This is a genomic window from Stenotrophomonas sp. YJH_SMC_19 (genome assembly GCF_059367915.1).
In genome coordinates this window covers 42312-62605 of the sequence record NZ_JCAFRI010000006.1, presented here as the reverse complement: position 1 = coordinate 62605, position 20294 = coordinate 42312, and the positions used below count along the sequence as shown (strand labels likewise).

General features: G+C 67.7%; 18 protein-coding genes. 11 read left to right on the top strand and 7 right to left on the bottom strand.

Translation table 11 applies throughout. The features are described 5' to 3' along the window. Positions 1 to 10: 10 nt before the first annotated feature. The 4 genes from cutA (at position 11) to AC5P5R_RS08850 (ending at position 6510) form a co-directional block, all read left to right on the top strand. Complete coding sequence (cutA, locus tag AC5P5R_RS08865) at positions 11 to 349, top strand: divalent-cation tolerance protein CutA (protein WP_010481118.1); 339 nt, start codon at positions 11 to 13, stop codon at positions 347 to 349. Further along, on the top strand, positions 346 to 2718 hold the full coding sequence (locus tag AC5P5R_RS08860) for a protein-disulfide reductase DsbD family protein (RefSeq protein ID WP_100438934.1): 2373 nt from the start codon (positions 346 to 348) through the stop codon (positions 2716 to 2718). Before cutA ends, AC5P5R_RS08860 begins: the two co-directional genes overlap by 4 nt. After that, the gene (locus AC5P5R_RS08855; RefSeq protein ID WP_100438935.1) at positions 2715 to 3284 is read left to right on the top strand and encodes a TlpA family protein disulfide reductase; all 570 of its coding nucleotides are present in this window, start codon (positions 2715 to 2717) and stop codon (positions 3282 to 3284) included. Before AC5P5R_RS08860 ends, AC5P5R_RS08855 begins: the two co-directional genes overlap by 4 nt. Positions 3285 to 3990: 706 nt before the next feature. Then, a complete protein-coding gene (locus tag AC5P5R_RS08850; RefSeq protein WP_100438936.1) occupies positions 3991 to 6510 on the top strand; it encodes a PepSY domain-containing protein in 2520 nt (839 codons plus the stop codon). 46 nt (positions 6511 to 6556) lie between these two features. On the opposite strand, the gene AC5P5R_RS08845 is transcribed toward AC5P5R_RS08850, so the two are convergent. Continuing rightward, positions 6557 to 9094 carry a methyl-accepting chemotaxis protein gene (locus AC5P5R_RS08845; RefSeq protein ID WP_044570947.1) on the bottom strand — a complete coding sequence of 846 codons (2538 nt, stop codon included), beginning with the start codon at positions 9092 to 9094 and terminating at the stop codon, positions 6557 to 6559. Between the two features lie 207 nt (positions 9095 to 9301). On the opposite strand from AC5P5R_RS08845, the gene AC5P5R_RS08840 reads away from it, so the two are divergent. Then, complete coding sequence (locus AC5P5R_RS08840) at positions 9302 to 10027, top strand: hypothetical protein (RefSeq protein ID WP_099530448.1); 726 nt, start codon at positions 9302 to 9304, stop codon at positions 10025 to 10027. A gap of 55 nt (positions 10028 to 10082) precedes the next feature. Then, positions 10083 to 10922 (top strand): arylamine N-acetyltransferase family protein, encoded by an 840-nt coding sequence (locus tag AC5P5R_RS08835; RefSeq protein ID WP_100438937.1) that lies wholly within the window; start codon positions 10083 to 10085, stop codon positions 10920 to 10922. A gap of 65 nt (positions 10923 to 10987) precedes the next feature. On the opposite strand, the gene AC5P5R_RS08830 is transcribed toward AC5P5R_RS08835, so the two are convergent. The 3 genes from AC5P5R_RS08830 to AC5P5R_RS08820 are packed head-to-tail and all read right to left on the bottom strand — an operon-like array spanning position 10988 to position 13117. After that, on the bottom strand, positions 10988 to 11359 hold the full coding sequence (locus AC5P5R_RS08830; protein WP_049452088.1) for a VOC family protein: 372 nt from the start codon (positions 11357 to 11359) through the stop codon (positions 10988 to 10990). A gap of 22 nt (positions 11360 to 11381) precedes the next feature. Further along, positions 11382 to 12020: a response regulator transcription factor gene (locus AC5P5R_RS08825; RefSeq protein WP_005411236.1), complete on the bottom strand. Its 639-nt coding sequence runs from the start codon at positions 12018 to 12020 to the stop codon at positions 11382 to 11384. Next, entirely contained in the window at positions 12017 to 13117 is a 1101-nt protein-coding gene (locus tag AC5P5R_RS08820) for a sensor histidine kinase (RefSeq protein ID WP_100438938.1), read from the bottom strand. Before AC5P5R_RS08820 ends, AC5P5R_RS08825 begins: the two co-directional genes overlap by 4 nt. 156 nt (positions 13118 to 13273) lie before the next feature. Between AC5P5R_RS08820 and AC5P5R_RS08815 the strand changes: the two genes are divergently transcribed. From AC5P5R_RS08815 to AC5P5R_RS08805, 3 genes are all read left to right on the top strand, one after another. Further along, positions 13274 to 13696: a DUF2141 domain-containing protein gene (locus tag AC5P5R_RS08815; protein WP_100438958.1), complete on the top strand. Its 423-nt coding sequence runs from the start codon at positions 13274 to 13276 to the stop codon at positions 13694 to 13696. Between the two features lie 26 nt (positions 13697 to 13722). Further along, positions 13723 to 15246, top strand: a complete 1524-nt coding sequence (locus AC5P5R_RS08810; RefSeq protein ID WP_043034551.1) for a carotenoid oxygenase family protein — start codon at positions 13723 to 13725, stop codon at positions 15244 to 15246. A 62-nt stretch (positions 15247 to 15308) separates the two neighbouring features. After that, the gene (locus AC5P5R_RS08805; RefSeq protein ID WP_100438939.1) at positions 15309 to 16025 is read left to right on the top strand and encodes an ABC transporter substrate-binding protein; all 717 of its coding nucleotides are present in this window, start codon (positions 15309 to 15311) and stop codon (positions 16023 to 16025) included. Between the two features lie 31 nt (positions 16026 to 16056). On the opposite strand, the gene AC5P5R_RS08800 is transcribed toward AC5P5R_RS08805, so the two are convergent. Next, positions 16057 to 16956 (bottom strand): LysR substrate-binding domain-containing protein, encoded by a 900-nt coding sequence (locus AC5P5R_RS08800; protein WP_100438940.1) that lies wholly within the window; start codon positions 16954 to 16956, stop codon positions 16057 to 16059. Positions 16957 to 17054: 98 nt separating this feature from the next. On the opposite strand from AC5P5R_RS08800, the gene AC5P5R_RS08795 reads away from it, so the two are divergent. After that, the gene (locus AC5P5R_RS08795) at positions 17055 to 17198 is read left to right on the top strand and encodes a hypothetical protein (protein ID WP_164281572.1); all 144 of its coding nucleotides are present in this window, start codon (positions 17055 to 17057) and stop codon (positions 17196 to 17198) included. A gap of 7 nt (positions 17199 to 17205) precedes the next feature. Here the strand turns inward: AC5P5R_RS08795 and AC5P5R_RS08790 are convergent, their stop codons facing one another. Together AC5P5R_RS08790 and AC5P5R_RS08785 are read right to left on the bottom strand one after the other, a co-directional pair. After that, a complete protein-coding gene (locus tag AC5P5R_RS08790) occupies positions 17206 to 17772 on the bottom strand; it encodes a GIY-YIG nuclease family protein (RefSeq protein ID WP_088431089.1) in 567 nt (188 codons plus the stop codon). Between the two features lie 42 nt (positions 17773 to 17814). Further along, positions 17815 to 19368, bottom strand: a complete 1554-nt coding sequence (locus AC5P5R_RS08785) for an alkaline phosphatase (RefSeq protein WP_100438959.1) — start codon at positions 19366 to 19368, stop codon at positions 17815 to 17817. A 121-nt stretch (positions 19369 to 19489) separates the two neighbouring features. On the opposite strand from AC5P5R_RS08785, the gene AC5P5R_RS08780 reads away from it, so the two are divergent. Continuing rightward, positions 19490 to 20284 carry a D-alanyl-D-alanine carboxypeptidase family protein gene (locus AC5P5R_RS08780; RefSeq protein ID WP_100438941.1) on the top strand — a complete coding sequence of 265 codons (795 nt, stop codon included), beginning with the start codon at positions 19490 to 19492 and terminating at the stop codon, positions 20282 to 20284. Positions 20285 to 20294: the final 10 nt, after the last annotated feature.

Below are 20294 nucleotides of genomic sequence, written 5' to 3'. Positions count from 1 at the left end.
CTCGACGGTCATGTCGACCGTCGATCCCGTCCTGCTGCTGTTGACCACCTGCCCGGACCGGGCCAGTGCCGAGCGCATCGCGCACGCGCTGGTTGGCGAGCGCCTGGCCGCGTGCGTGACCCGCCTCGATGGCGCGCAGTCGACCTACCGCTGGCAGGGCGAGGTGACCACCGACGCCGAGCTGCAGCTGCTGGTGAAGACCACCGCGAGTCGCGTCGATGACGCAATCGCCCGGATCGTCGAACTGCATCCGTATGAACTCCCGGAGTGCATCGCGGTCGAAACCCGGGCCGGCCTGCCGGCGTATCTGGACTGGATCCGGGCACAGACCCGGGAGGACACTGATTGAAGACTCTGTTTGCGCGTGGCGCCGCCCTGTGCGCCCTGATGTGGCTCTCGCTGCCCGCCTTCGCCCTGGATGAGAAGGACCTGCTGCCGGTGGACCAGGCGTTCGCGCTGACCGCGAGTGCCCCCGAACGTGGCCAGGTGCAGCTGCAGTTCAAGATCGCGCCCGGCTATTACCTGTATCGCCACCGCACCAGCGTCAAGGCCGACCCGGCCTTCAATGCCGGCGCGCTGCAGATGCCCAAGGGCGACAAGCACCACGACGATTTCTTCGGCGAGGTCGAAACCTATCGCGAGCGCCTGCAGGCCACCCTGCCCGGCACGCCGACCGAGGCCGCCGGCACCATCAGCCTGGAAGTGCGTTACCAGGGCTGCGCAGATGCCGGTGTCTGTTACCCGCCGCAGAAGCGCGTGGTGCAGGTCACCCTGCCCGGCAGCGGTGCACAGGCCGCGGCCCCTGCCGCGCGCGCCGGTGCGGCCAGTCCGTTCAACAACCCGCTGGCCGGTGCCGGCAACAGCGGCGGCCTGCGCCTGCCAGGTGCGGCCAGCAACAGCCAGGCGCTGCCGCTGCCGTCGGAGCAGGCGTTCGGCTTCGATGCCATCGCCAGCGACGGCAACACCCTGCTGCTGCGCTTCAGTCCGGCACCGGGCTACTACCTGTATCGCGACCGCACCTCGCTGAAGCTGGAAGGCAGCACCGGCGTGCAGGCCGGCACGCCGCGCTGGCCAGCCGCGCAGTCGCATCGCGACGAGCACTTCGGCGATGTCTCGGTGTACTTCAACCAGGTGGAAGTGCCGCTGCCGTTGCGGCGCACGGTTGCCGACGCGGTTGACGGCACCCTCGTGGTGACCTTCCAGGGCTGCCAGACCGATGGCATCTGCTACCCGCCAATGACCCGCCGGGTGAAGCTGTCGATCCCGGCCGGCAAGGTCAGCGCCAGCGCCGACCAGGCACCGCCGCGCAACGAGGTAATCAGCCCGTTGGCTGCGGCGCCACGCGAAGGCGCCAACGGCGCCCCCCTGCGCCTGCTGCCGACGGTGCCCAATACGGATGCCGCCCCCCCGGCCGTCGCAGGCCCCGTGGACGGCAATGAATTCGCCGCCGATGCGCGCGGTGACAACGCGCTGCGTACGCGCCCGCCGGCGACCACACCGAACCCGGACCGTTCGTTCGTCTGGGTGCTGCTGCTGGCGCTGGCCGGCGGCCTGGTGTTGAACCTGATGCCCTGCGTGCTGCCGATCCTGTCGCTGAAGGTCCTGAGCCTGGCGCAGAGTGGCGAAAGCCCGCAGCGCGCACGCAGCCACGCGCTCTGGTACACCTTGGGCGTGCTGGTCGCATTCGCGGTGATCGGTGCGTTGATGGTGGGCCTGCGCGCAATCGGCAACGCCGTCGGCATCGGCTTCCAGCTGCAGCACCCGGGCGTGGTGGCGGCGCTGGCCTACATCATGTTCGCGGTAGGCCTGAGCCTGTCCGGCGTGTTCACCCTGGGCGGCGGCATCGGCAACCTGGGCCAGTCGCTGGCCAGCCGCAGCGGCCCGGCCGGTGACTTCTTCACCGGTGCGCTGGCCTGCGTGGTCGGCAGTGCCTGCGTCGGCCCGTTCATGGGTGGCGCGATCGCCTACGCGTTCATTGCCCCGCCGCTGAAGGCGATGACCGTGTTCCTGTTCCTCGGCCTGGGCCTGGCGCTGCCGTTCCTGCTGATCGGCTTCGTGCCGGCGCTGGCGCGCCGCCTGCCCAAGCCCGGCCCGTGGATGGAAACGCTCAAGCACGTGCTGGCCTTCCCGATGTACGCCACCGCGCTGTGGCTGCTGTGGGTGCTGGGCAAGCAGCGCGGCGTGGACGGCATGGCGCTGGTGCTGAGTGGCCTGTTGCTGTTCGCCTTCGGCCTGTGGCTGTTCGAGCGCAACCGCTGGACCGGTTCGCGTGCAGTAACCCTGCTCGGCGTGCTGCTGGCGATCGGCGCATTGGTACCGGCCTGGGGCGTGACCCAGCTGGCAGCGCCGGCTCGCGCCGCACAGGCCGCCAGCGACAACGTGGTGGAGTATTCGCCGCAGTTGCTGGACCGCCTGCGCGCCGACAACCGCGTGGTGTTCGTCAACATGACCGCCGACTGGTGCGTGAGCTGCAAGGCCAACGAGCGCGCCGTGCTGTCGCGGCCGGAGTTCAAGGACCTGCTCAAGCGCACCAACGCGGTGTACATGCGCGGTGACTACACCAACGTCGATCCGCAGATCACCACATTCCTGGAAGAGCACAAGGCCGTCGGCGTACCGCTGTACGTGGTGTACGGCCCCGGCGCGCCGCCGACCGTGCTGCCGACCCTGCTGACCCAGGCGGTGGTGGAGGAAGCGCTGCTGCGCACCGCACGATGAAGTGGCAACGGCCAGCGCTGCTGTGGACTGCGGTGCTGGCCGCCGGCCTTGGCCTGTGGGCCGGCCATCGATTGGCTCCTGCGCCGGTTGGGCCTGAGGCCATGCCAGCGGCGCCTGCTGTGGCTGTGGCGGCTGCGGCACCTGCCCTGCAGGTCGGCGGCAGCCTGCCCGCGCTGTCGCTGCCCGATCTTGAAGGCCGGCCGCTGGACCTGCGCCAGCACGCTGGCGGTCGCCCGCTGTTGATCAATGTCTGGGCCAGCTGGTGCGCGCCCTGCGTGGAAGAAATGCCCGAACTGGCGCGTTTCGCACATATCCAGGGCGAGCACGGTGTGCAGGTGCTGGGACTGGCGCTGGATACGCCGGAGGACGTGCGCGGTTTCCTGCAGCGGGTACCGGTGGATTATCCGATCGTGATCGAGACCCCGGGGCCGCGCGATGCCAGCGTGCAGCTGGGCAATACACAGGGCCTGCTGCCCTACAGCGTGCTGTTCGATGCGCAGGGGCGGCTGGTGAAGGCAAAGCTGGGACCGTTCGCCCACGGCGAGATCGACAGCTGGGTGAAGTGAGGGTGTTTTTTGCAGGGCTTGCAGCCCTGCACCCTGCTCGATGCAACGGCAACAGCCAAAGCCAAAGCGGGCATTCCGTGGGATGGCGGGGCAGTGTCGGAGTGCGGGGACGCTGCAAGTACGTCCCTGTAAGCTTGGCAGCCGCATCCATGCGGCTGACACCCCGCACTCCGACACCGCCCCGCCTCTGACAGATCTTCGCGGCTGTTGGTAGGTGTCGACCTTGGTCGACACATCTGTCAGATATCGATATTCAGAACGGAATCAGACCCCGTGCCGACCAACGGTCGGCACCTACCAAAGCAGAACGCCGTTCCGACAGATCGCAGGAAACTGTCGAAGGCGGGGTGGGTCCGGTTGAGGGGGCGTGAGCCGCATGGATGCGGCGACCGAGCTTACATGGGTGAGGGCGCTTTGCTTGCAAAGCACTGCTTCGCAAGCGCCCGAACGCACAGCCGCCAGCGGCTGGGCCGGGCCCCGGAGGGGGACTTGCAGCGTCCCCCTCAACCGGACCCACCCCGCCAACCCACGGAAAGCCAGCTTTTGACGTTGACGTTGCTCCGGCTTGTAGCGGGTGCAGGGCTGCAAAGCCCTGCAACAAAACCCTCCTTGACCGTAGCCCGTCCGCCACGGAGAATTCCGCGACTAATTCTCATTTGCTGTTGCGCAGGATGCGGGCGGCAGCCTTCCAGGCCCTCCTCCTTCCATGTTCAAGAACGTCCTGTTCCAACTGCACTGGCTGCTGGGCATCACCGCCGGTGCCGTATTGGCCGTGATGGGCCTCAGCGGCGCCGTGCTGTCCTTCGAGGACGAACTGCTGCGGGCGGCCAACCCCGGCTTCGCCGAAATCGCCGAGCATCATGCCGACGGCCAGCTTCCGCTTGAACTCAGCGAACTGGTGCCGCTGCTGCAGGCCGGCGGTGATCGCCCCCTGCAGCGCCTGCGCGTGGACGCCACCGGGCAGCGGCCTTCGGTGGCACGCTTCGCTGGTGGCAAGGAGCACTGGGTCTACTTCGACCCGTACAGCGGCGAGCGCTTCAGTGCCTTGCGTGGGCAGGCGTTCTTCGATTTCGTCGAGGACCTGCATCGCCACCTCGCCGCCGGCGAGCGCGGCAAGTGGATCACCGGCAGCTGTGCGATCGCGCTGCTGTTCTTCACCCTGTCCGGTCTTTACCTGCGCTGGCCGCGCCGCTGGTGGCACTGGCGCAGCTGGCTGGCGGTGGAATGGAAACGCAGCGGCCGTGGCCTCCTGTGGAGCCTGCACTCGGTGGTCGGCACCTGGATGCTGCTGATCTACCTGATGAGTGCGCTGACCGGCCTGTGGTGGTCCTTCGACTGGTATCGCAGTGCCGCCAATACGCTGCTTGGCGTCGCACCGGCCGCCAAGCACAAGGTCGCCACCGGCGCCACCCTGAACCTGGAGCGCATCGAAGCCACGCTGTATGCCCTGCCCGGCGTGCACACCGGCTACATCGACCTGCGCCTGCCGGAAAAGCCTGGCCAGGCGCTCAACGTGCGGGTGATGGCTGGCGATCCGTCACAGCGCGGTGGTCACCATGACCGTGCACATGATCTGCTGCAGCTGGATCCGGCCAGCGGGGCAATCCTCGATTCGCGCCCCTACGCGCGCCAGGGCGCCGGCGCGCAGCTGGCCACCAGCGTGTTCGCATTGCACTCGGGCAGCTACTTCGGCATGCCCGGGCGTGTCGTGGTGATGCTCAGCAGTCTGGCCATGAGCCTCTTCTTCATCACCGGCTGGATGCTGTACCTGGACCGCCGCCGCAGCCAGCGTGCCGCGCGCGGGCTGCGCCGGTCGCTGCCGGTTGCCACCGATGATGGCCGCGCACCTTGGCTGGTCGTGCATGCCAGCCAGAGCGGGCTGGGCGAGCAGCTGGCCTGGCGTGCCGCCGCGCAGCTGCAGGCCGCTGGCCATGGCGTGCAGGTACTGCCATTGGCCCGGGTCGATGCCCCGCAGCTCGCGCGCACTGCGCAGGCATTGTTCGTACTGAGCACCTTCGGCGATGGCGAACCGCCGGATGCGGCACGGGGCGCTGCGCGGCGGCTGCTGGCACAAGCGCCCGATCTGTCGGGCCTGCAGTTCGGCCTGCTCGCCCTGGGTGACCGCCAGTACCCGCATTACTGCGGCTTTGGCCGCCAATTCGATGGCTGGCTGCTGGGCAACGGCGCACGTGCGCTGTTCGAGCGCATCGATGTCGATGCCGCCGCGATACCGGCGCTGCGCCAGTGGCAGCAACATCTCGGCGCGCTGACCGGCATCGCCACCGATGACAGCGTGTTGCCGGCCGCGACGCAGATGCACGAGTGGCGCCTGCTCGGCCGTGACCGCCTCAATCCAGGCAGCATGGGCGGCGCCATCTGGCGCATCCGTCTTGCGCCACCGGCCGATGTGCAGTGGCAGGCGGGCGACATCCTGCACATCGCGCCCCGCCACAACGCGCGGCACGCCGCTGCGGTGCTGAAGGCACATGGGCTGGATCCCCAGCAGCCGCTGCTGATTGACGGCCAGCCGCGCACGCTGTTGGCGCTGGCCAGCGAGCGCGAGCTGCCCGATGCCGATGCTGCGCTGGCGGTGCAGGATGCGTGCCTCTGGCTGGCAGGGCTGCCACTGCTGCCGGGGCGCGAGTACTCCATCGCATCCTGTACGGATGACGGTGCGGTCGAACTGGTGGTGCGGCTGGTCCATGACGAAACCGGACGCACTGGCCTGGGTTCGGGCTGGCTGTCGCTGCATGCGCCGGTCGGTGCCAGCATCGTGGCCCGCGTGCACCGCAACCCCGGTTTCCATCGCGTTGGCGGTGCGCCGATGGTGCTGATCGGCAATGGCACCGGCATCGCGGGCCTGCGCAGCCTGCTGCGCGAAGCCGCGCATGCAGGTGAACACGGGCACTGGCTGCTGTTCGGCGAACGCCAGCGCGCGCACGACTTCCTGTTCGCCGATGAGATCGAAGCGTGGCAGGCCGATGGCCATCTCGCGCGGGTGGACCTGGCGTTCTCGCGCGATGGTGAGGGCGGCTATGTGCAGGATCGCCTGCGTGCAGCAGCCGATGCCCTGCGCGACTGGATGCAGCGTGGTACGGTCATCCACGTCTGCGGTTCGCTGCTGGGCATGGCCGAAGGCGTGGACCAGGTGCTGCGCGAAGCACTGGGTGATGAAGAAGTGGAAACGCTGCTGGAGACCGGGCGCTACCGTCGCGACGTGTATTGAGCCACAAGGGTAGTGCCGGCCAGCGGCCGGCACTACCGGAGCACGATCAGGCCGCAGCGCGCGCCTGTGGCATCGACTGCAACTGGAACGCGCCCACCGCTTCGGTCAGCGCGTGTACCTGCGCCTGCATCTGCGCGGTGGAGGCACCAGCCTCTTCCACCAGGCTGGCGTTGCGCTGGGTGCTGGCTTCCATCTGCACGATGGTCTGCTTCACCTGCGCGATGCCGGCATGCTGGTCCTGCGATGCACTGCGGATACCGGCCAGCAGCTCGGCCAGCTGCTGCACGCTGCCAACGATCTCGCCCATCGTGATGCCCGCCTGCTCGGCCTGCTGGTTGCCCTGGCCAACACGCGCCACCGAATCCTCGATCAGTCCTTTGATCTGCTTGGCCGCTTCGGCACTGCGCTGGGCCAGCAGGCGCACTTCCGCAGCCACCACGGCGAAGCTGCGGCCCTGCTCACCTGCGCGCGCGGCTTCCACCGCGGCATTCAGCGCGAGGATGTTGGTCTGGAAAGCGATGCCATCGATCAGCTGGGTGATGTCGCCGATCCGCCGCGAGGCCTCGCTGATGCCATGCATGGTCGCGACCACCTGGCCGACGGCCTCGCCACCGCGCTGGGCCACCGCGGCCGCCCCCTGCACTAGGGCATCTGCGCGGCCCGCGGCATCGGCATTGCGGCCAACGGTGTCGGTCAACTCGTGCATCGACGCTGCCGTTTCTTCCAGGTTGGCCGCCTGCTGTTCGGTACGCTGCGACAGATCATGGTGCCCGGCAACGATCTCACCAACGCCGGTGTCGAGGCTGGACGTCGCCTGCTGGATGCGGGTGACGATGCGGCCCAGTTGCGCGACCGTGGCGTTGGCATCGTCGCGCATGCGTGCGAACACGCCCTGCAGCTCACCTTCCATGCGCACGCTGAGGTCACCACGGGCCAGCGCCGCCAGAAGCGCCTGCAGATCGCCGAGGTTGGTCTCGAAGGTCGCCAGCAGGCGGTTGATGCTGGTCGACAACGTGCGCACGAAGCCCTGTTTTCCCTCCAGCGCGATGCGGCCGTGCAGGTCGCCATGTGCGGCGGCGTCGACCAGTGCTGCCACTTCGGTTTCCAGCAGCGTTTCCAGCGCGCGGCTGCGCCACTCCACTGCCACGCCGAGGAAATGCCCTTCGTCGGTGATGGCATTGGCGATCAACTGGTAGCGGACGCCGGCATGACCGATCTCGCGCTCCTCGCGCTGGCGCACGCCAGCCAGGCTGGCCAGTGCCGGATGCAGGCGTACCGCATCGCTCCCCACCAGATCTTCAAGCCGGAGTGCAAGCTGCTCCAGCAGCGCCGGATTGGCGTACGCCACCAGGCCTTCGGCATCGATCACCATCAAGCCGGCCTGTGCGCTGTCCAATGCCTGGCGCACGCGGGTGTTGCCGCGGGCCACCGCACGCTCGGTCTCGATGCGCGCGCGCAGGCGCTGCTGCATGTCGACCAGGCGCTGGGCCAGCTGGCCGATTTCATCGTTGGCGTTGTAGACGCGCAGGGTGGTGTCGAGGCGGTCGTCGGCGATGTCGCTGGCGAAACGCAGGGTGTCCTGGATCGGCTGGCGCACCGCACGCAGCACCAGCACCAGGCTGGTGATCAGCACGCCGGCCACCAGCAGCAGGGTCAGTGCGAACACCACGCTCATGGTGCGCGCGCCGGCCTGCTGGCGTGCCTGCGCCCTGGCCAGCGCCGCCACCTGTGCCTGCTGGAATGCGGCCAACGCCGGCGCTACGCCCGTGGCGGTATCCAGCAGCGACTGCGCTTCCACATCCAGGCCGACGCGGGCAGCGGTATACCCCAGCAGTGCGGCCTGATACGCCTCCATCCCGGTGCGCAGGGTGTCCTGCACATCCGCAGGCAGGCCCGCCAGCGCGAGGTCGAACGGCAGCTTCTCCTCGCTGGCGCGGTCGGCGTGGGTGGAATCACCGTCGAGCAGCAGCAGTGCCTCCTGCCTTCGCATCTTCTGCAGGGACAGCGCCAGCGCGGGCCGCTGCTGCACATCCACCTGCGCCTGCAGGGTGTCGGCGGCCTGCTGCAGCTGCGCAGCGAGGCCGGCATCACCACGGCCCATCTCGTCGACCCGTTCGAACAGGGCGGCCACACCCTGCGAGAACGCGTCGGCGGCTTCGGTCAGCGCCTGCAGGGCCTTGCGCCGGCCCGCATCCATCGGCATCGCGCGCAGCGCCTGCAGATCGGTCTGCAACGCCTTCTGCGTGGCCAACAGCTGCGCGCGGTCGGCATCATCGAAACTGCGTGCATACTGGGTCTGCAGGCGACGCGCTTCGGCCACCCGCGTGGACAGGCTGGCAGCCAGATCGCTGCCGCGCTGGTAGCTGGCCTGGCTGCGCGCAGCCAGTGCGTTGGCATGGCCAGTCCAGGCGTAGACAGCAGCGATCGCCACCAGGCCCAGGCCGCAGATCCACAGTGTGGCCTTGAGCTTGTTGGCCACGCTGAGCCGATGTGGCTGCAGCCAGCGCAGCAGCCCGGGGGACGCCGAGTGCAACGCAGCAAGGCGCGTGCGCAGGGACCGGAGGTGGGGGACAACGGCCGACATGACAGACTCCAGGCGGAAAGACGCACCTGTATCGGCCGTATGCGAAGAAACTTTAGGTCTAATTTTCTTCTTCGCGGATCCGATCTCGCTTCTTGTACCGGCAACAAGCGACGATGCGATGACAGAGAACACCTCCATTTCTCATCTCCTGAGAATCCCGACTGATAGAACTACGTTTCACACAACTACCTTGGAGCAACTGCAGCCATGCTTAGCAGCACGGTACTGAATCAGATTCAGACGCTTGGCATCCCTGTCGGGATCGGTACTGTCATAGTTGTCCTCGCAACTATCGTGCGCTGGTTCTTCGGACCTCCTATGGACAGTTTCCACCGCTGGAGAGAGTCAAAGCATCGGGATCGCGAGTACTTGCTGAAGATCGCGGATCATTCAGAGGATGATCTGGAAGCAAGCTGGGTAAAGGAGTCCACGTTGCAGGAGGCATTTCGAGGGCGCTATGGCCTCCTGGTCGGGCGCGAGGAGCGCCGGGCCTACTTCAACCTCATGCGCTGCTACTCGCCAAGCATAAAATGGCGCCATATCAGGGGCATAAGCACACTGGCACGGCGCAGCATGGATGGCGCCGGCATTGAATTTCACATGCCCAAGCGAGAGCGCCGCTGGCGATACGCTGCCGCTGCTACTGGCATGATCTTCTATCTGTTCGGCAGCGTGCTTTGGGTTGAAGGCCTGCTTTCCGCCATGCATGGCTCTTGGGCGGGAATTGTTCTGGGGGTTCCGGTCGCAGTAATGGGCGCTTTCACAACGCGCGTATCCCTGTTCCCTCTGCAGAGCTACGACGCAGTTGGAAAAGTTATCCAGCCTAATGAGCGTAATGAGTTTCTTTTGATTCCGATCCCCGAAGCAAAGAAGCCAGAGCCCTCCTCTCTCAAGCCGGCGCCAATTGACGCTATTCCGCGCCACCGCGCTTGACCTCACCCCCGGTTGGGGGAGCACAGTGGACATCCCTCCCCCGCCCGCTGCCTCCATGACGACGCTCGATGTCCCCCGCTACCTGCAGCGCCTGCAGCTGGATGCGCCGCCACCGCGGACCCTGGCCGGCCTGACCCTGCTGCAGCAGCGCCACAACGCACTGCTGCCCTTCGAGACCCTCAGCTGCCTGCTGCGCGATGCGGTGCCGATCGACCTGGACAGCGTGCAGCGCAAGCTGCTCGACGAGCGCCGCGGTGGTTACTGCTTCGAACTCAATGGCGGGTTGCTGGCGCTGCTGCAGGCATTGGGCTTCGATGCGCAGCCATTGAGCGCGCGGGTACTGCTGACCGCCCAGGACGGCGAACTGACCGCGCGTACCCACCTGCTGCTGCGCGTGAACGTAGACAGCGACGATTGGCTGGTGGATGCCGGTTTCGGCAGCCTGACCCCGACCGTGCCGCTGCGCCTGCATGATCCGCAGCCGCAGGCCACGCCGCACGAACGCTATCTGCTGCAGCGCCTGACCGACGAGGGTGATTTCGTGCTGTCGGCCGAGTCCAACGATGGTTGGCGGGCGATGTATCGGTTCGACCTGCAGGCGCCGGCACCGATCGATAACGTGGTGGGCAACTGGTACGTGTGCACCCATCCCGATTCCAGTTTCCCCGGGCAGCTGCGCGCGTCGCTGACCGGGCCGGACTGGCGCCGCACCATCGGCAGCGGCAACTACACCGAGTATCGCCCCGGGCAGGCACCGGACAAGCGCCCGCTGCATGATGTGGGTGATGTGCGTGCCGTGCTGCAACAGCGCTTCGGCATGCAGCTACCGGACGACCCGCGACTGGACCCGGCCATCAATGACTGGCTGCAGCGCTCGCGCGCCGCGACCTTGTAGGGCCGAGCCCATGCTCGGCTGAGCTGGAGCGGCTGGGCCAACAGCAGCCAAGCGTGGTCTCGGCTCTACAGAGCTGCGCGCGCCTGCAGCGCAATGCGGTTGCCTTCGCTGTCGCGGATCTCGGCCACGCGCCAGTCGCCCGCATCGGCGGGTCCGAAGCGCAGCTCGGCGCCCGCTTGCAGTGCTCGCTCCAGGCTCGCATCCAGGTCATCGACGCCGATGTAGACGCGCGCCCCCTGTTCGGAAGGCCGGTAGTCCGCGCCGTGCACCAGCGCAATGCTGGCACCGGCGGCCTCATCAGAGAACGGCAGGTAGGCCATCCGGCAGTCGTGCAGCACGACAGGTTCGTCCACCGCGACCTGCAGCCACCGCTGGTAGAACGTGATGGCACGGTCCAGGTCACTGGCCGGGATTTCCACATGCAGGATCGGGTTCACTGGCACTCCTTGCTCGGTCCACTCAGATGATGCGCAGGGTAATCGCCTTCAGCACCGCACGGGTGCGATCGCGGGTGCCCAGCTTGTCGAGTATGGCGGACACGTAGTTCTTCACCGTGCCCTCGGCCAGGAACAGGCTGCGCGCGATCTCCTTGTTGCTGTAGCCACCGGCCAGCAAGCGCAGGATCGCCACCTCGCGTTCCCCGAAGGTATCGGTGGGCGGTGCTTCATCGTGGAAGCGGTAGCGGGCGCGTACCGGCTCGGTGCTGACCGGCAGCAGCAGGGTTTCGCCAGCGGCGACGCGCTCGATCGCCTCGCGCAGGTCTGCGGGTGCGGCGTCCTTGAGCAGGAAGCCCTGTGCGCCGGCCTCGCTGGCGCGCAGCAGCAGGTCACTTTCATCAAAGGTCGTCAGCAGCAGCCACGGCGTGGCATCGCCGCGCGCGCGCAGCTGGCGCACTGCCTCGATGCCGTCCATCCCGGGCATGCGGATGTCACTGAGCACAACATCCACGCGCTGGGTGGACAGCGCGTCCAGCAACGCCTGGCCCTCCTCGGCCTCCAGCGCCACGTCCACGCCCAACCCCTGCAACAACGCACGCAGCCCGGCGCGGACCAGCGCCTGGTCGTCGGCCAGGGCAACACGGATCGCGCTGCCGTTCATGCCGGCACCCAGGCGGTCAGGTGCATGCCGCCCTGTGCGGTGCGGGCCAGTTCCAACTGACCACGCACTGCGGCCAGGCGCTCACGCATGCCGGCGATGCCGTTGCCCTCGCGGATACGTTCGGCGCGCTGGCCGTCGTCACGGATGTCGATACGCAACCGGGAATCCTCCTCGTTGATCGTCAGCCATACGGTGTCTGCGTTGCCATGCCGGGCGGCATTGGTCAGCGCTTCCTGTACCAGGCGCAGCACGGTCTCGGCCATCAGCGGGTCAACCACGCGCACGCACTCGCCGATCTGCAGCTGCAGCTTCGGGCGCGGGAACGGCGCGGCCAGCGCGTGCAATGCGGTGGCCAGATCGAGGCCGCGATCATCGCGCATCGATTGCACCACCTGGCGGATGTCAGTCAGCAACTCGCCGGACAGCTGCTCGGCCAGCACCAATCCTTCGCGCTTGGCCAACACAGGGTCGGCCGCAAGGGCACGCAGGTTCAAGCGCATCGCGGTGAGCTTGTGCCCGGCCACATCGTGCAGTTCGCGCGCCAGGCGCAGGCGCTCGGCATCGCGTGCGCTGTCGGCCAGCAGCGCGCGGGTGGCCAGCAGGTCGGCGTTGACGCGGGCCAGGTCATCGCGGGCCAGCGCCGTGCTGCGGGCATAGTGTGCGGTCAGTGCGGCAAAGGCCTGGAAGCCGCCATAGAGCAGCACCACCAGCAGCGGCTGGCTGAAGCCGCTGTAGCGCAGCACGAGATACATGGCGAGGTTGGCCAGCAGTGCAACAGCCAGCACGAAGCGCGGTGGCCAATGCTCGGCCAGCTGCGCCACCAGCACCACCAGCAGTACCGGTGCGGTGCCGGTACGCGGCTGCAGCGCAACCAGCACGACCGCCAGCAACACCTGCAACACCGCCGCGACAGCGCGCACGCGGGATGGCACCGACGCCCAGCCGTGCACCACGAACAGCAGCAGGAACACGGCAAGCAGCAGCAGGCTCAGCCCGGCACCGTTGCGCTGCACCGCGAATGACAGGCCCACCACCAGCACGGTGGCCAGGCCGGCGAGGCTGAGGGGACGCAACAGATGGCGGAACAGGCTGGGCATGGCCAGATGCTGACCGCCGCGCACGCCGGCGGCAATGGGTCCGGCGCAGAAAGTGACTTCTGGCACGTCGAATCGATGACCACTGGCCCTGAACCCGGTGCAGCGCCGCACGCAGACTGGCGCCACACCGCCACACACACTTCCGGAGCCACTGCCATGATCCGCACCGCCCTGCTCAGCACCGCCCTGACTGCCCTGGCCCTGGCCGGCAGTGCCCACGCCGCCGACCTGGCCGTGACCGTGCACGACGTCCGTGTGCAGACCGGCACCCTGCGCGTTGCGCTGGTCGACAGCGCCGCCGCCTGGGACGGCAAGGCCAGGCCCGTGCAGGCCCAGCAGGTGGCGCCCAGCGGCGACAGCGCCCACTTCACGTTCAAGGGCGTTCCGGCCGGCAGCTATGCCGTGCTGCTCACCCACGACGAGAACGACAACGGCAAGCTCGACACCAACCTGGTCGGCACGCCGGTGGAGGGCTACGGCTTCAGCAACAACCCGCAGGTGATGCGCAAGCCGACCTTCGACGAGGCGCGCGTCGACGTACCGGCCGCCGGCACCGCCATCGACATCACCCTGCGCTGATTCCTGCATCCAGACCCGAGGCCACCATGGACCGTCGCCGCTTCCTTCGTACCCTGCTCAGCAGCAGTGCCTGTCTGGCCCTGGGCACCACCGCGCTGCGCAGCGCTCCCGCCTTCGCCGGCGACCCGGCGCGGTTCGCGCAGGGCATGCAGGAACACCCGTGGCTGCTCGGCTGGCGCAGCGTCGGCAGCGAAAGCCTCGGCCCGGCCACCGTGCAGTTGCAGGGAAAGCTGCCGTCAGGCCTGGCTGGCACGCTGTACCGCAACGGTCCGGCGTGGACCGAGCGCGATGGCTTCCGCTACGACCACTGGTTCGACGGCGACGGCATGGTGCATGGCTGGCGCTTCAATGGTGATGGCAGCCTGACCCATCACGGGCGCATGGTTGCCACGCCGAAATTCACCCGTGAACAGAAGGCCGGCCGCTTCCAGTATCCGGCCGCCGGCACCAGCATTCCCGGTGCGCTGGCGGTACGCAACAACGATGATGCCAACGTGGCCAACACCTCGGTGACGATGATCAATGGCCGCCTGTTCGCCCTGTGCGAATCCGGTTCGGCGTTCGAAGTGGACCCGGATTCGCTGCAGACGCTTGGCCCTGTCACCTGGCGTCCGGACCTGGCGGCGCTGCCGTTCTCGGCGCACCCGCTGACCGACCACGACGGGAGCCTCTGGAACTTCGGCTCGATCAGCCTGATGGGGGGCCATGGCCTGCTGGTCTGGCACATCGGTGCGGACGGCCAGCTGCGCAGCGCAAATGTGATCGAAACACCCGAGCATGGCTACCTGCATGCCTTCGCGATGACCGACCAGCACCTGGTGTTCGTGATGATGCCGTTCGATTTCACCGGCGCAGGTGGCAGCTTCTTCGAGCGCATGCAGTTCGCACCGCAGCGTCCGGTGCGCATCGCGGTGGTCGCCAAGGATGCGCCGGACAAGGCGCAATGGTTCGAGGCCCCGTTCGCGGCGATCTACCACTTCGGCGACGCGTTCACCCGCGATGGCGGCATCGTGCTGCGCGCAGTGCGCCACGACGACATCAACGAGGCGCGCTCGCCGATGAAGGAAGCGATGGCCGGTGATGGCGCACACGCGGCCAACAGTGGCGCCAGCCTGGTCGAGCTGCATCTGGACCTGCGTCGTGGACAGGCCCGCTGGCAGACGTTGGGCATCAGCGCGGTGGAGTTCCCGTTGTTCGACCCGCGCTCGGCGAACACACGTGGCGCACGGCTGTATGCGCCGACCATCGACGGCACGGCCACTGCGCCGTACTTCAACGCGGTGGCCGCGTTCGAGATCGAGCACGGGCGCCGCCAGCTCTGGAACTACGGGGCGGACATCATGGCCGAAGAGCATGTGTTCGTACCGCGCCCGGGCAGCCGCAACGCCGATGACGGCTGGCTGATCGGCACCCTGCTCGATCCGGTGAACCAGCGCAGCGGTCTGGCCGTGCTGGATGCGCGCCATGTGGATGACGGTCCGCTGGCCCAGGCGTGGCTGCCGTATGCGGTGCCACTGGGCTTCCACGGCACCTTCGCCGCGCGCGGCTGAGTCCACGCCACGCGGACACCGTTGTTGGCATGCTGGGTCTCCCCTGCCCCGTGGAGTCCTGCATGTCCCTGGCCGACCACCGACGTACGCTGGCACCGCACGGTTTCCTGCGCGTGGCGATCAACCTGGGCAACCCGGTGCTGGCACAGGGCGATGCGCGCTCACCGCGCGGCCCCTCGCTGGAACTGGCTACCGCGTTGGCGCAACGGATGGGGGTGCAGGCACGCTTCACCTGCCACGATGCCGCAGCCTCGGTGGTCGCCGCAGCGGGCGAAGACGGCTGGGATCTGGCCTTCCTGGCGATCGATCCGGCGCGTGCCGACCGCATCGCCTTCAGCGCTCCGTATGTGGAGATCGAAGGCACTTACCTGGTGCGCGAAGACAGCCAGGCGCAGCAAGTGGCCGACCTCGACCGCAACGGACTGCGCATCGCGGTGGGGCGTGGCGCGGCCTATGACCTGTTCCTGAGCCGGGAACTGCGCCATGCCACGATCGAGCGGGCGGACACCTCGGCAGCGGCCATCGCCCTGTTCGACCAGCACGGCCTGGATGCCGCCGCCGGTGTACGCCAGCCGCTGGCGGCCTGGGCGAAGGCACATCCCGGCCATCGGGTGCTGGCCGATCGCTTCACCGCGATCCAGCAGGCAGTGGCGGCACCGGCCTCACGCCCCGCCGATGCGCTGCGGGCGCTGTTTGAGGAAGTGGAAGCGATCAAGGCGGGCCCGTTGCTGGAGGAAGCGTTCGCGCGTGCCGGGCAGGCGGTTACCCTGGTGCAGTGACTGTAGAGTCGAGATCGAGCACCGCGCGGCGTTACAGATGCGCGTCCGCCATGTGCTGCACATGCTCGGCGGCCTGCGCATGCAGCCAGTCGCGGAACGCAAGGAAGCCGCGATGGCTGGCCGAGCGCTGCGGGTACACCAGCCAATGCGGCCACGCCGTCTTCAGGCGCTGGCTGGACAGCACGACCAGCTGGCCGGATTCCAGCAGCAGGCGTGCCCGGGTCACCCGGCCAAGGGCCACGCCTACGCCATCCAGTGCGGCGCGATGGTGCGCCTCCGAATCATCCAGCACCGCCACGAAGCGCGATGGCGGGCTCTGCCCGCTCAACGCGAACCAGGCGCCCCACGCGCCGTCGGGATCACCGAGCAGCGGCCACTGGGTCAGCGGTACACGGTCGATGCCCCCCATGCGCTCGATCAGCGCGGGGCTCGCCATCGGCACCAGCCACTCGTCGAACAGCGGTTCCACCACCAGGCCCGGCCATTGCCCGCTGCCCAGCCGCAGCGCGGCGTCGAACTGGCGCTGCCGCTCGAAATCAATCAGGCGCTCACTCGACTGCAGGTTGATCTCGATCTGCGGATGCTCAGCCACGAAGTGACCCAGGCGCGGCACCAGCCAGGCCGATGCCATCGATGGCACCGCACTGATCGTCAGCACGTGCTCGGCACGCGCGGCATAGGGCTGGAAGGCTTCGTTTATCGCATCCAGATGCGGCCCCACCTGCTCGAGCAGGCGCTGCCCCTCAAGGGTAAGGGTGATACCACGCGGCTGGCGGATCAGCAGCGGCTGCCCGAGCCGTTCTTCCAGCTGCCTCATCTGGTGGCTGAGCGCGCTGACGGTCAGGTTCATCGACGCCGCCGCGCGCGACAGGTTGCCAAGCCGGGCGGCAGCCACGAAGCCCTGGAGGGCATGGAGCGGAGGGCGGGACATAAGGCTTGAAATTCTCTCAAGTCATGCTTGCGGAAATGTCGCTTTTTGCCCGTCCATGCTGCCCGTATCGTGCAATCCACTCAAGTGGAGGCACGCTCATGAACATCTTCGGCGGCTTGTTGTTCCTGCAGGGCCACGTGGCCAGCGCCGAGCTGGCACGCCAGCTGGCCAGCCCGTCCACACCTGCCCCGCAGTGCGCGCGGCAACCGGCCGCGCCGGTTCAGCCGCCGCGAGCCCGTTGAACGCTCCTCAACCTGCATACCAGCGTTGGACGTGTTCAGGCAGCCACGGGATCGGATCGATGTCCAATGCCTGACAACCGTCGAGGGTGTCACGCAGCGCTCTTTCGCCGGGGCCACCGGGGATCCGCAGGCCTTCCTCTTCGGGAAGCTGCGCCGCAGCCCAGTCGTGCAGCCGGTCCATGCGCAGGCGAAGCGCGGCTCGCAGCCACCCCTTCAGTGGATAGCAGCGATAGCCCTGTTCGCCCAGGCCGGCAACCGCAAGCGACAAAGCGTGGTTGGCACCACGTACCCATTCGGTGCGGCCTCCAGCCTTGTCCTGGACCGTCATCGGCGCCGGCGCGCGGTGCGCCTTGAACGGCGAACGCAGCTGCAGCTCCAGATCCCGCGCATCGCGCTCGCTTTCCGCTTCCACCAGCGCACCGGCGTCGAGATCGAAGAACTCGAACCAACGCCGGTGCAATGCGCTGATGCGCCCAAGCGGATCACGTGAGAAACCAATCTTCGCGTAGTCTTCCCACGCACAGGGGAAGACGTAGGCGAAGACACGACCGTCGATGCGGATATCCGACTGCATGTGCGCAGGCTGCCTCGACAACAGCCCGCGTGCAACCGGGCGTTACCGTGGACGCTGCAGCGCTTCCTGCACTGCGGCAGCCACGTCGGTATTGTCGATGTAGCTGCCGTCGTTCCAGCGCACGTGCTGACGGTAGCCGGCATCGACGCCCCGCACGCGCTTGCCCAGCAGCTCCGCGCCGGCGCCCCTCGCCCACAGCGGCACCAGCGCGTTGGAGTGGTTGCCGGTGGGGCGGAAGCTGATTCCGGGCATGCGGCCGCGACCGTTGTTGCGTACCGGCGCGAAAGCCACGTTCTGTGCATCCGGGCCCATCGGCATGCTGTTGTCGTGGTCGGTGGTGACGATCAACAGGTTGCGCTCCCAGCCACCGTTGCGCTCGATCCAGTCGACCACCGCCGCCACCGCGTCATTGAACTCCACGGTTTCTTCGATCAGCCGGCCATGCTGCGGCTGATCGCTGCACTGGCCGTAATGCCATTCGGTGCCGCACGCACTGGTATGTGCGGCCCAGTCGGTGGCGCCGCCTTCCACCATCAGGAACAGCCCCTTGGACGAGCGCTGCTGCAGGAACTGCAGTGCGCCACGCGTCATGGTCGCCAGATCAGGCACGCTGTCGATCTTCCTCACTCCCGAGGGCGTGGCTGCATCCTTGCCCAGCACCTGCAGCTGGCGCGCCTGCTGCAGTGTGTTGGCCACGCGCGGTACACCGATCAGCGGCCTGTCGGCCGGCAACCGTCCCTGCGCCAGTGCGGCGAACGCTTCCTTGCTGCGGATCAGGCGCCACGGTCCCGCCGGATTGCCGCCGATGGTGCTGCCCGCTTCCAGCTGCTGCCAATCCTGCTGCGACACCCACTCCCATGGATTCGCACAGCCCTCCGCCTTCGCGGCGTCCGTACCTTCATGGCAGGCGCGGCCGTCGACGCTGTAGCCCGGGCCGCCCGTGCCCATCACCAGGTCCATGTGGCCCTGCGCCAGCATCTGATGTGCGATGGCGTGATAGTTGCTGCGCGATTCGTTCTGCGCCGCGAACGCGGCCGGCGTGGCATGCGCGAACGGCACCGAGGTGACCACGCCAGTGGCCATGCCCAGGCGCTTGGCGCGCAGCGTATTGAACTCGACCGGCTGGCCATCGTTGTTGAAGTTGATGGCGTTGTTGTAGGTCTTGATCCCCGAGGACAGCGCAGTGCCCGCCGCCGCACTGTCGGTAGCCACCGCGGCCAGGTACTGGTAGCCCGCAAAAGGCAGGTCCAGCGCAGGAACCGGCGCGTCATCCCAGGCCTTGCCCGGGTCGTAGCCAAGCGTCTGCGCGTTGTCACCGGTCGGCTGGCTGCTCGCGTTCAACGGAAAGGTGGTCACCGCCAGGCGCAGTGGGAAATCCGCATAGGGTGCGCCTTCACGGCTGCCGTACTGCCAGTAGGCGGCGGCGTCCCAGGTACCCCAGCCGGCACCGTCGTTGATCATCACGATCACATTGAGCGGACCGGCTTCGGCGCTGGAAACAGCCTCGGCGCGCAGGTTGGGCTGGCAACCGCCAAGTGCGGCCAGCGCGAGCAGCAACGAAGAATGAAGCCAGCGGCGTGGAATGCGTGCAGTCATCGGATGTCCCGTCGGGCCATCGGCGGCCCACAATGGCGATACGTTATATCGTTTCAATATTTCAGCTTCGTGCAGCCGCCGCACACTATCCTCCAGGGTCCCCGCTACCATCGTCGCTTCCATGCCGTCTCCTGCTCCTGCGCGTGCACCGCTGTCGTCCATCACCCTCGATGCGGCAACTTTCGCGGTGATTCACCAGCACAACGCGGATATCGCCAGGCAGCCGGCCTCGCTGACCAAGCTGATGACCGCCTACGCGGCTTACGAATGTGTCGAGGAGCGCGGGCGCTCGTGGGGCGACGAAGTCACCATCGCCGCCGGCGACGTGCATGCGGTTGCCGACGATGAAACGCGCATGGGCCTGGTGCCCGGCGAAACGGTCACGCTCGCGCGCCTGCTGGAAGGGTTGATGATCGTCTCCGGCAATGACGCGGCGCTGGCCATCGCGCGCCACCTGGACGGATCGCAGCCTGCGTTCCTGGAGCGCATGAACCGGCACGCACGCCAGCTCGGCCTGCGCAGCAGCTGGTTCGCCAGCGTCTCCGGCATCACCACGCCGCACCATGCATCCAGCGCGCGCGACATGGCAGTGCTGGCCGCCTGCCTGCTGAATGACCATCCGCAGATACTGGCAATCACCGCGCAGCGCGCGTTCGTGCATGGCAGCTTCAGCCGCAACAACCAGAATGCGCTGCTTGGCGATGATGGCGTGGATGGATTGAAGACCGGCTACACCCAGGCAGCAGGCTTCTGCCTGGCCGCCACCGTATGCCGGGCAGTGCCCGGGCGGGATCAGCCGGTACGCCTGATCACCGTGGTATTGGGTTCTGAAAGCCGCGACGCGCGCGATGCCCTAGTGCGCGATCAGCTGGCGGCAGGATTCGCCACGCTGGCCAGCAGCACTGCCGGGGCCTGACGCCCGAAGC

Coding starts and splice junctions, on each gene's coding strand:
- AC5P5R_RS08825 (WP_005411236.1), bottom strand. CDS start 12,020: ATGAACGGCAGCGCGATCCGTGTTGCCCTGGCCGACGACCAGGCGCTG.
- AC5P5R_RS08790 (WP_088431089.1), bottom strand. CDS start 17,772: ATGCAGTCGGATATCCGCATCGACGGTCGTGTCTTCGCCTACGTCTTC.
- AC5P5R_RS08810 (WP_043034551.1), top strand. CDS start 13,723: ATGGACCGTCGCCGCTTCCTTCGTACCCTGCTCAGCAGCAGTGCCTGT.
- AC5P5R_RS08820 (WP_100438938.1), bottom strand. CDS start 13,117: ATGCCCAGCCTGTTCCGCCATCTGTTGCGTCCCCTCAGCCTCGCCGGC.
- AC5P5R_RS08795 (WP_164281572.1), top strand. CDS start 17,055: ATGAACATCTTCGGCGGCTTGTTGTTCCTGCAGGGCCACGTGGCCAGC.
- AC5P5R_RS08815 (WP_100438958.1), top strand. CDS start 13,274: ATGATCCGCACCGCCCTGCTCAGCACCGCCCTGACTGCCCTGGCCCTG.
- AC5P5R_RS08785 (WP_100438959.1), bottom strand. CDS start 19,368: ATGACTGCACGCATTCCACGCCGCTGGCTTCATTCTTCGTTGCTGCTC.
- AC5P5R_RS08855 (WP_100438935.1), top strand. CDS start 2,715: ATGAAGTGGCAACGGCCAGCGCTGCTGTGGACTGCGGTGCTGGCCGCC.
- AC5P5R_RS08850 (WP_100438936.1), top strand. CDS start 3,991: ATGTTCAAGAACGTCCTGTTCCAACTGCACTGGCTGCTGGGCATCACC.
- AC5P5R_RS08780 (WP_100438941.1), top strand. CDS start 19,490: ATGCCGTCTCCTGCTCCTGCGCGTGCACCGCTGTCGTCCATCACCCTC.
- AC5P5R_RS08835 (WP_100438937.1), top strand. CDS start 10,083: ATGACGACGCTCGATGTCCCCCGCTACCTGCAGCGCCTGCAGCTGGAT.
- AC5P5R_RS08840 (WP_099530448.1), top strand. CDS start 9,302: ATGCTTAGCAGCACGGTACTGAATCAGATTCAGACGCTTGGCATCCCT.
- cutA (WP_010481118.1), top strand. CDS start 11: ATGTCGACCGTCGATCCCGTCCTGCTGCTGTTGACCACCTGCCCGGAC.
- AC5P5R_RS08845 (WP_044570947.1), bottom strand. CDS start 9,094: ATGTCGGCCGTTGTCCCCCACCTCCGGTCCCTGCGCACGCGCCTTGCT.
- AC5P5R_RS08800 (WP_100438940.1), bottom strand. CDS start 16,956: ATGTCCCGCCCTCCGCTCCATGCCCTCCAGGGCTTCGTGGCTGCCGCC.
- AC5P5R_RS08805 (WP_100438939.1), top strand. CDS start 15,309: ATGTCCCTGGCCGACCACCGACGTACGCTGGCACCGCACGGTTTCCTG.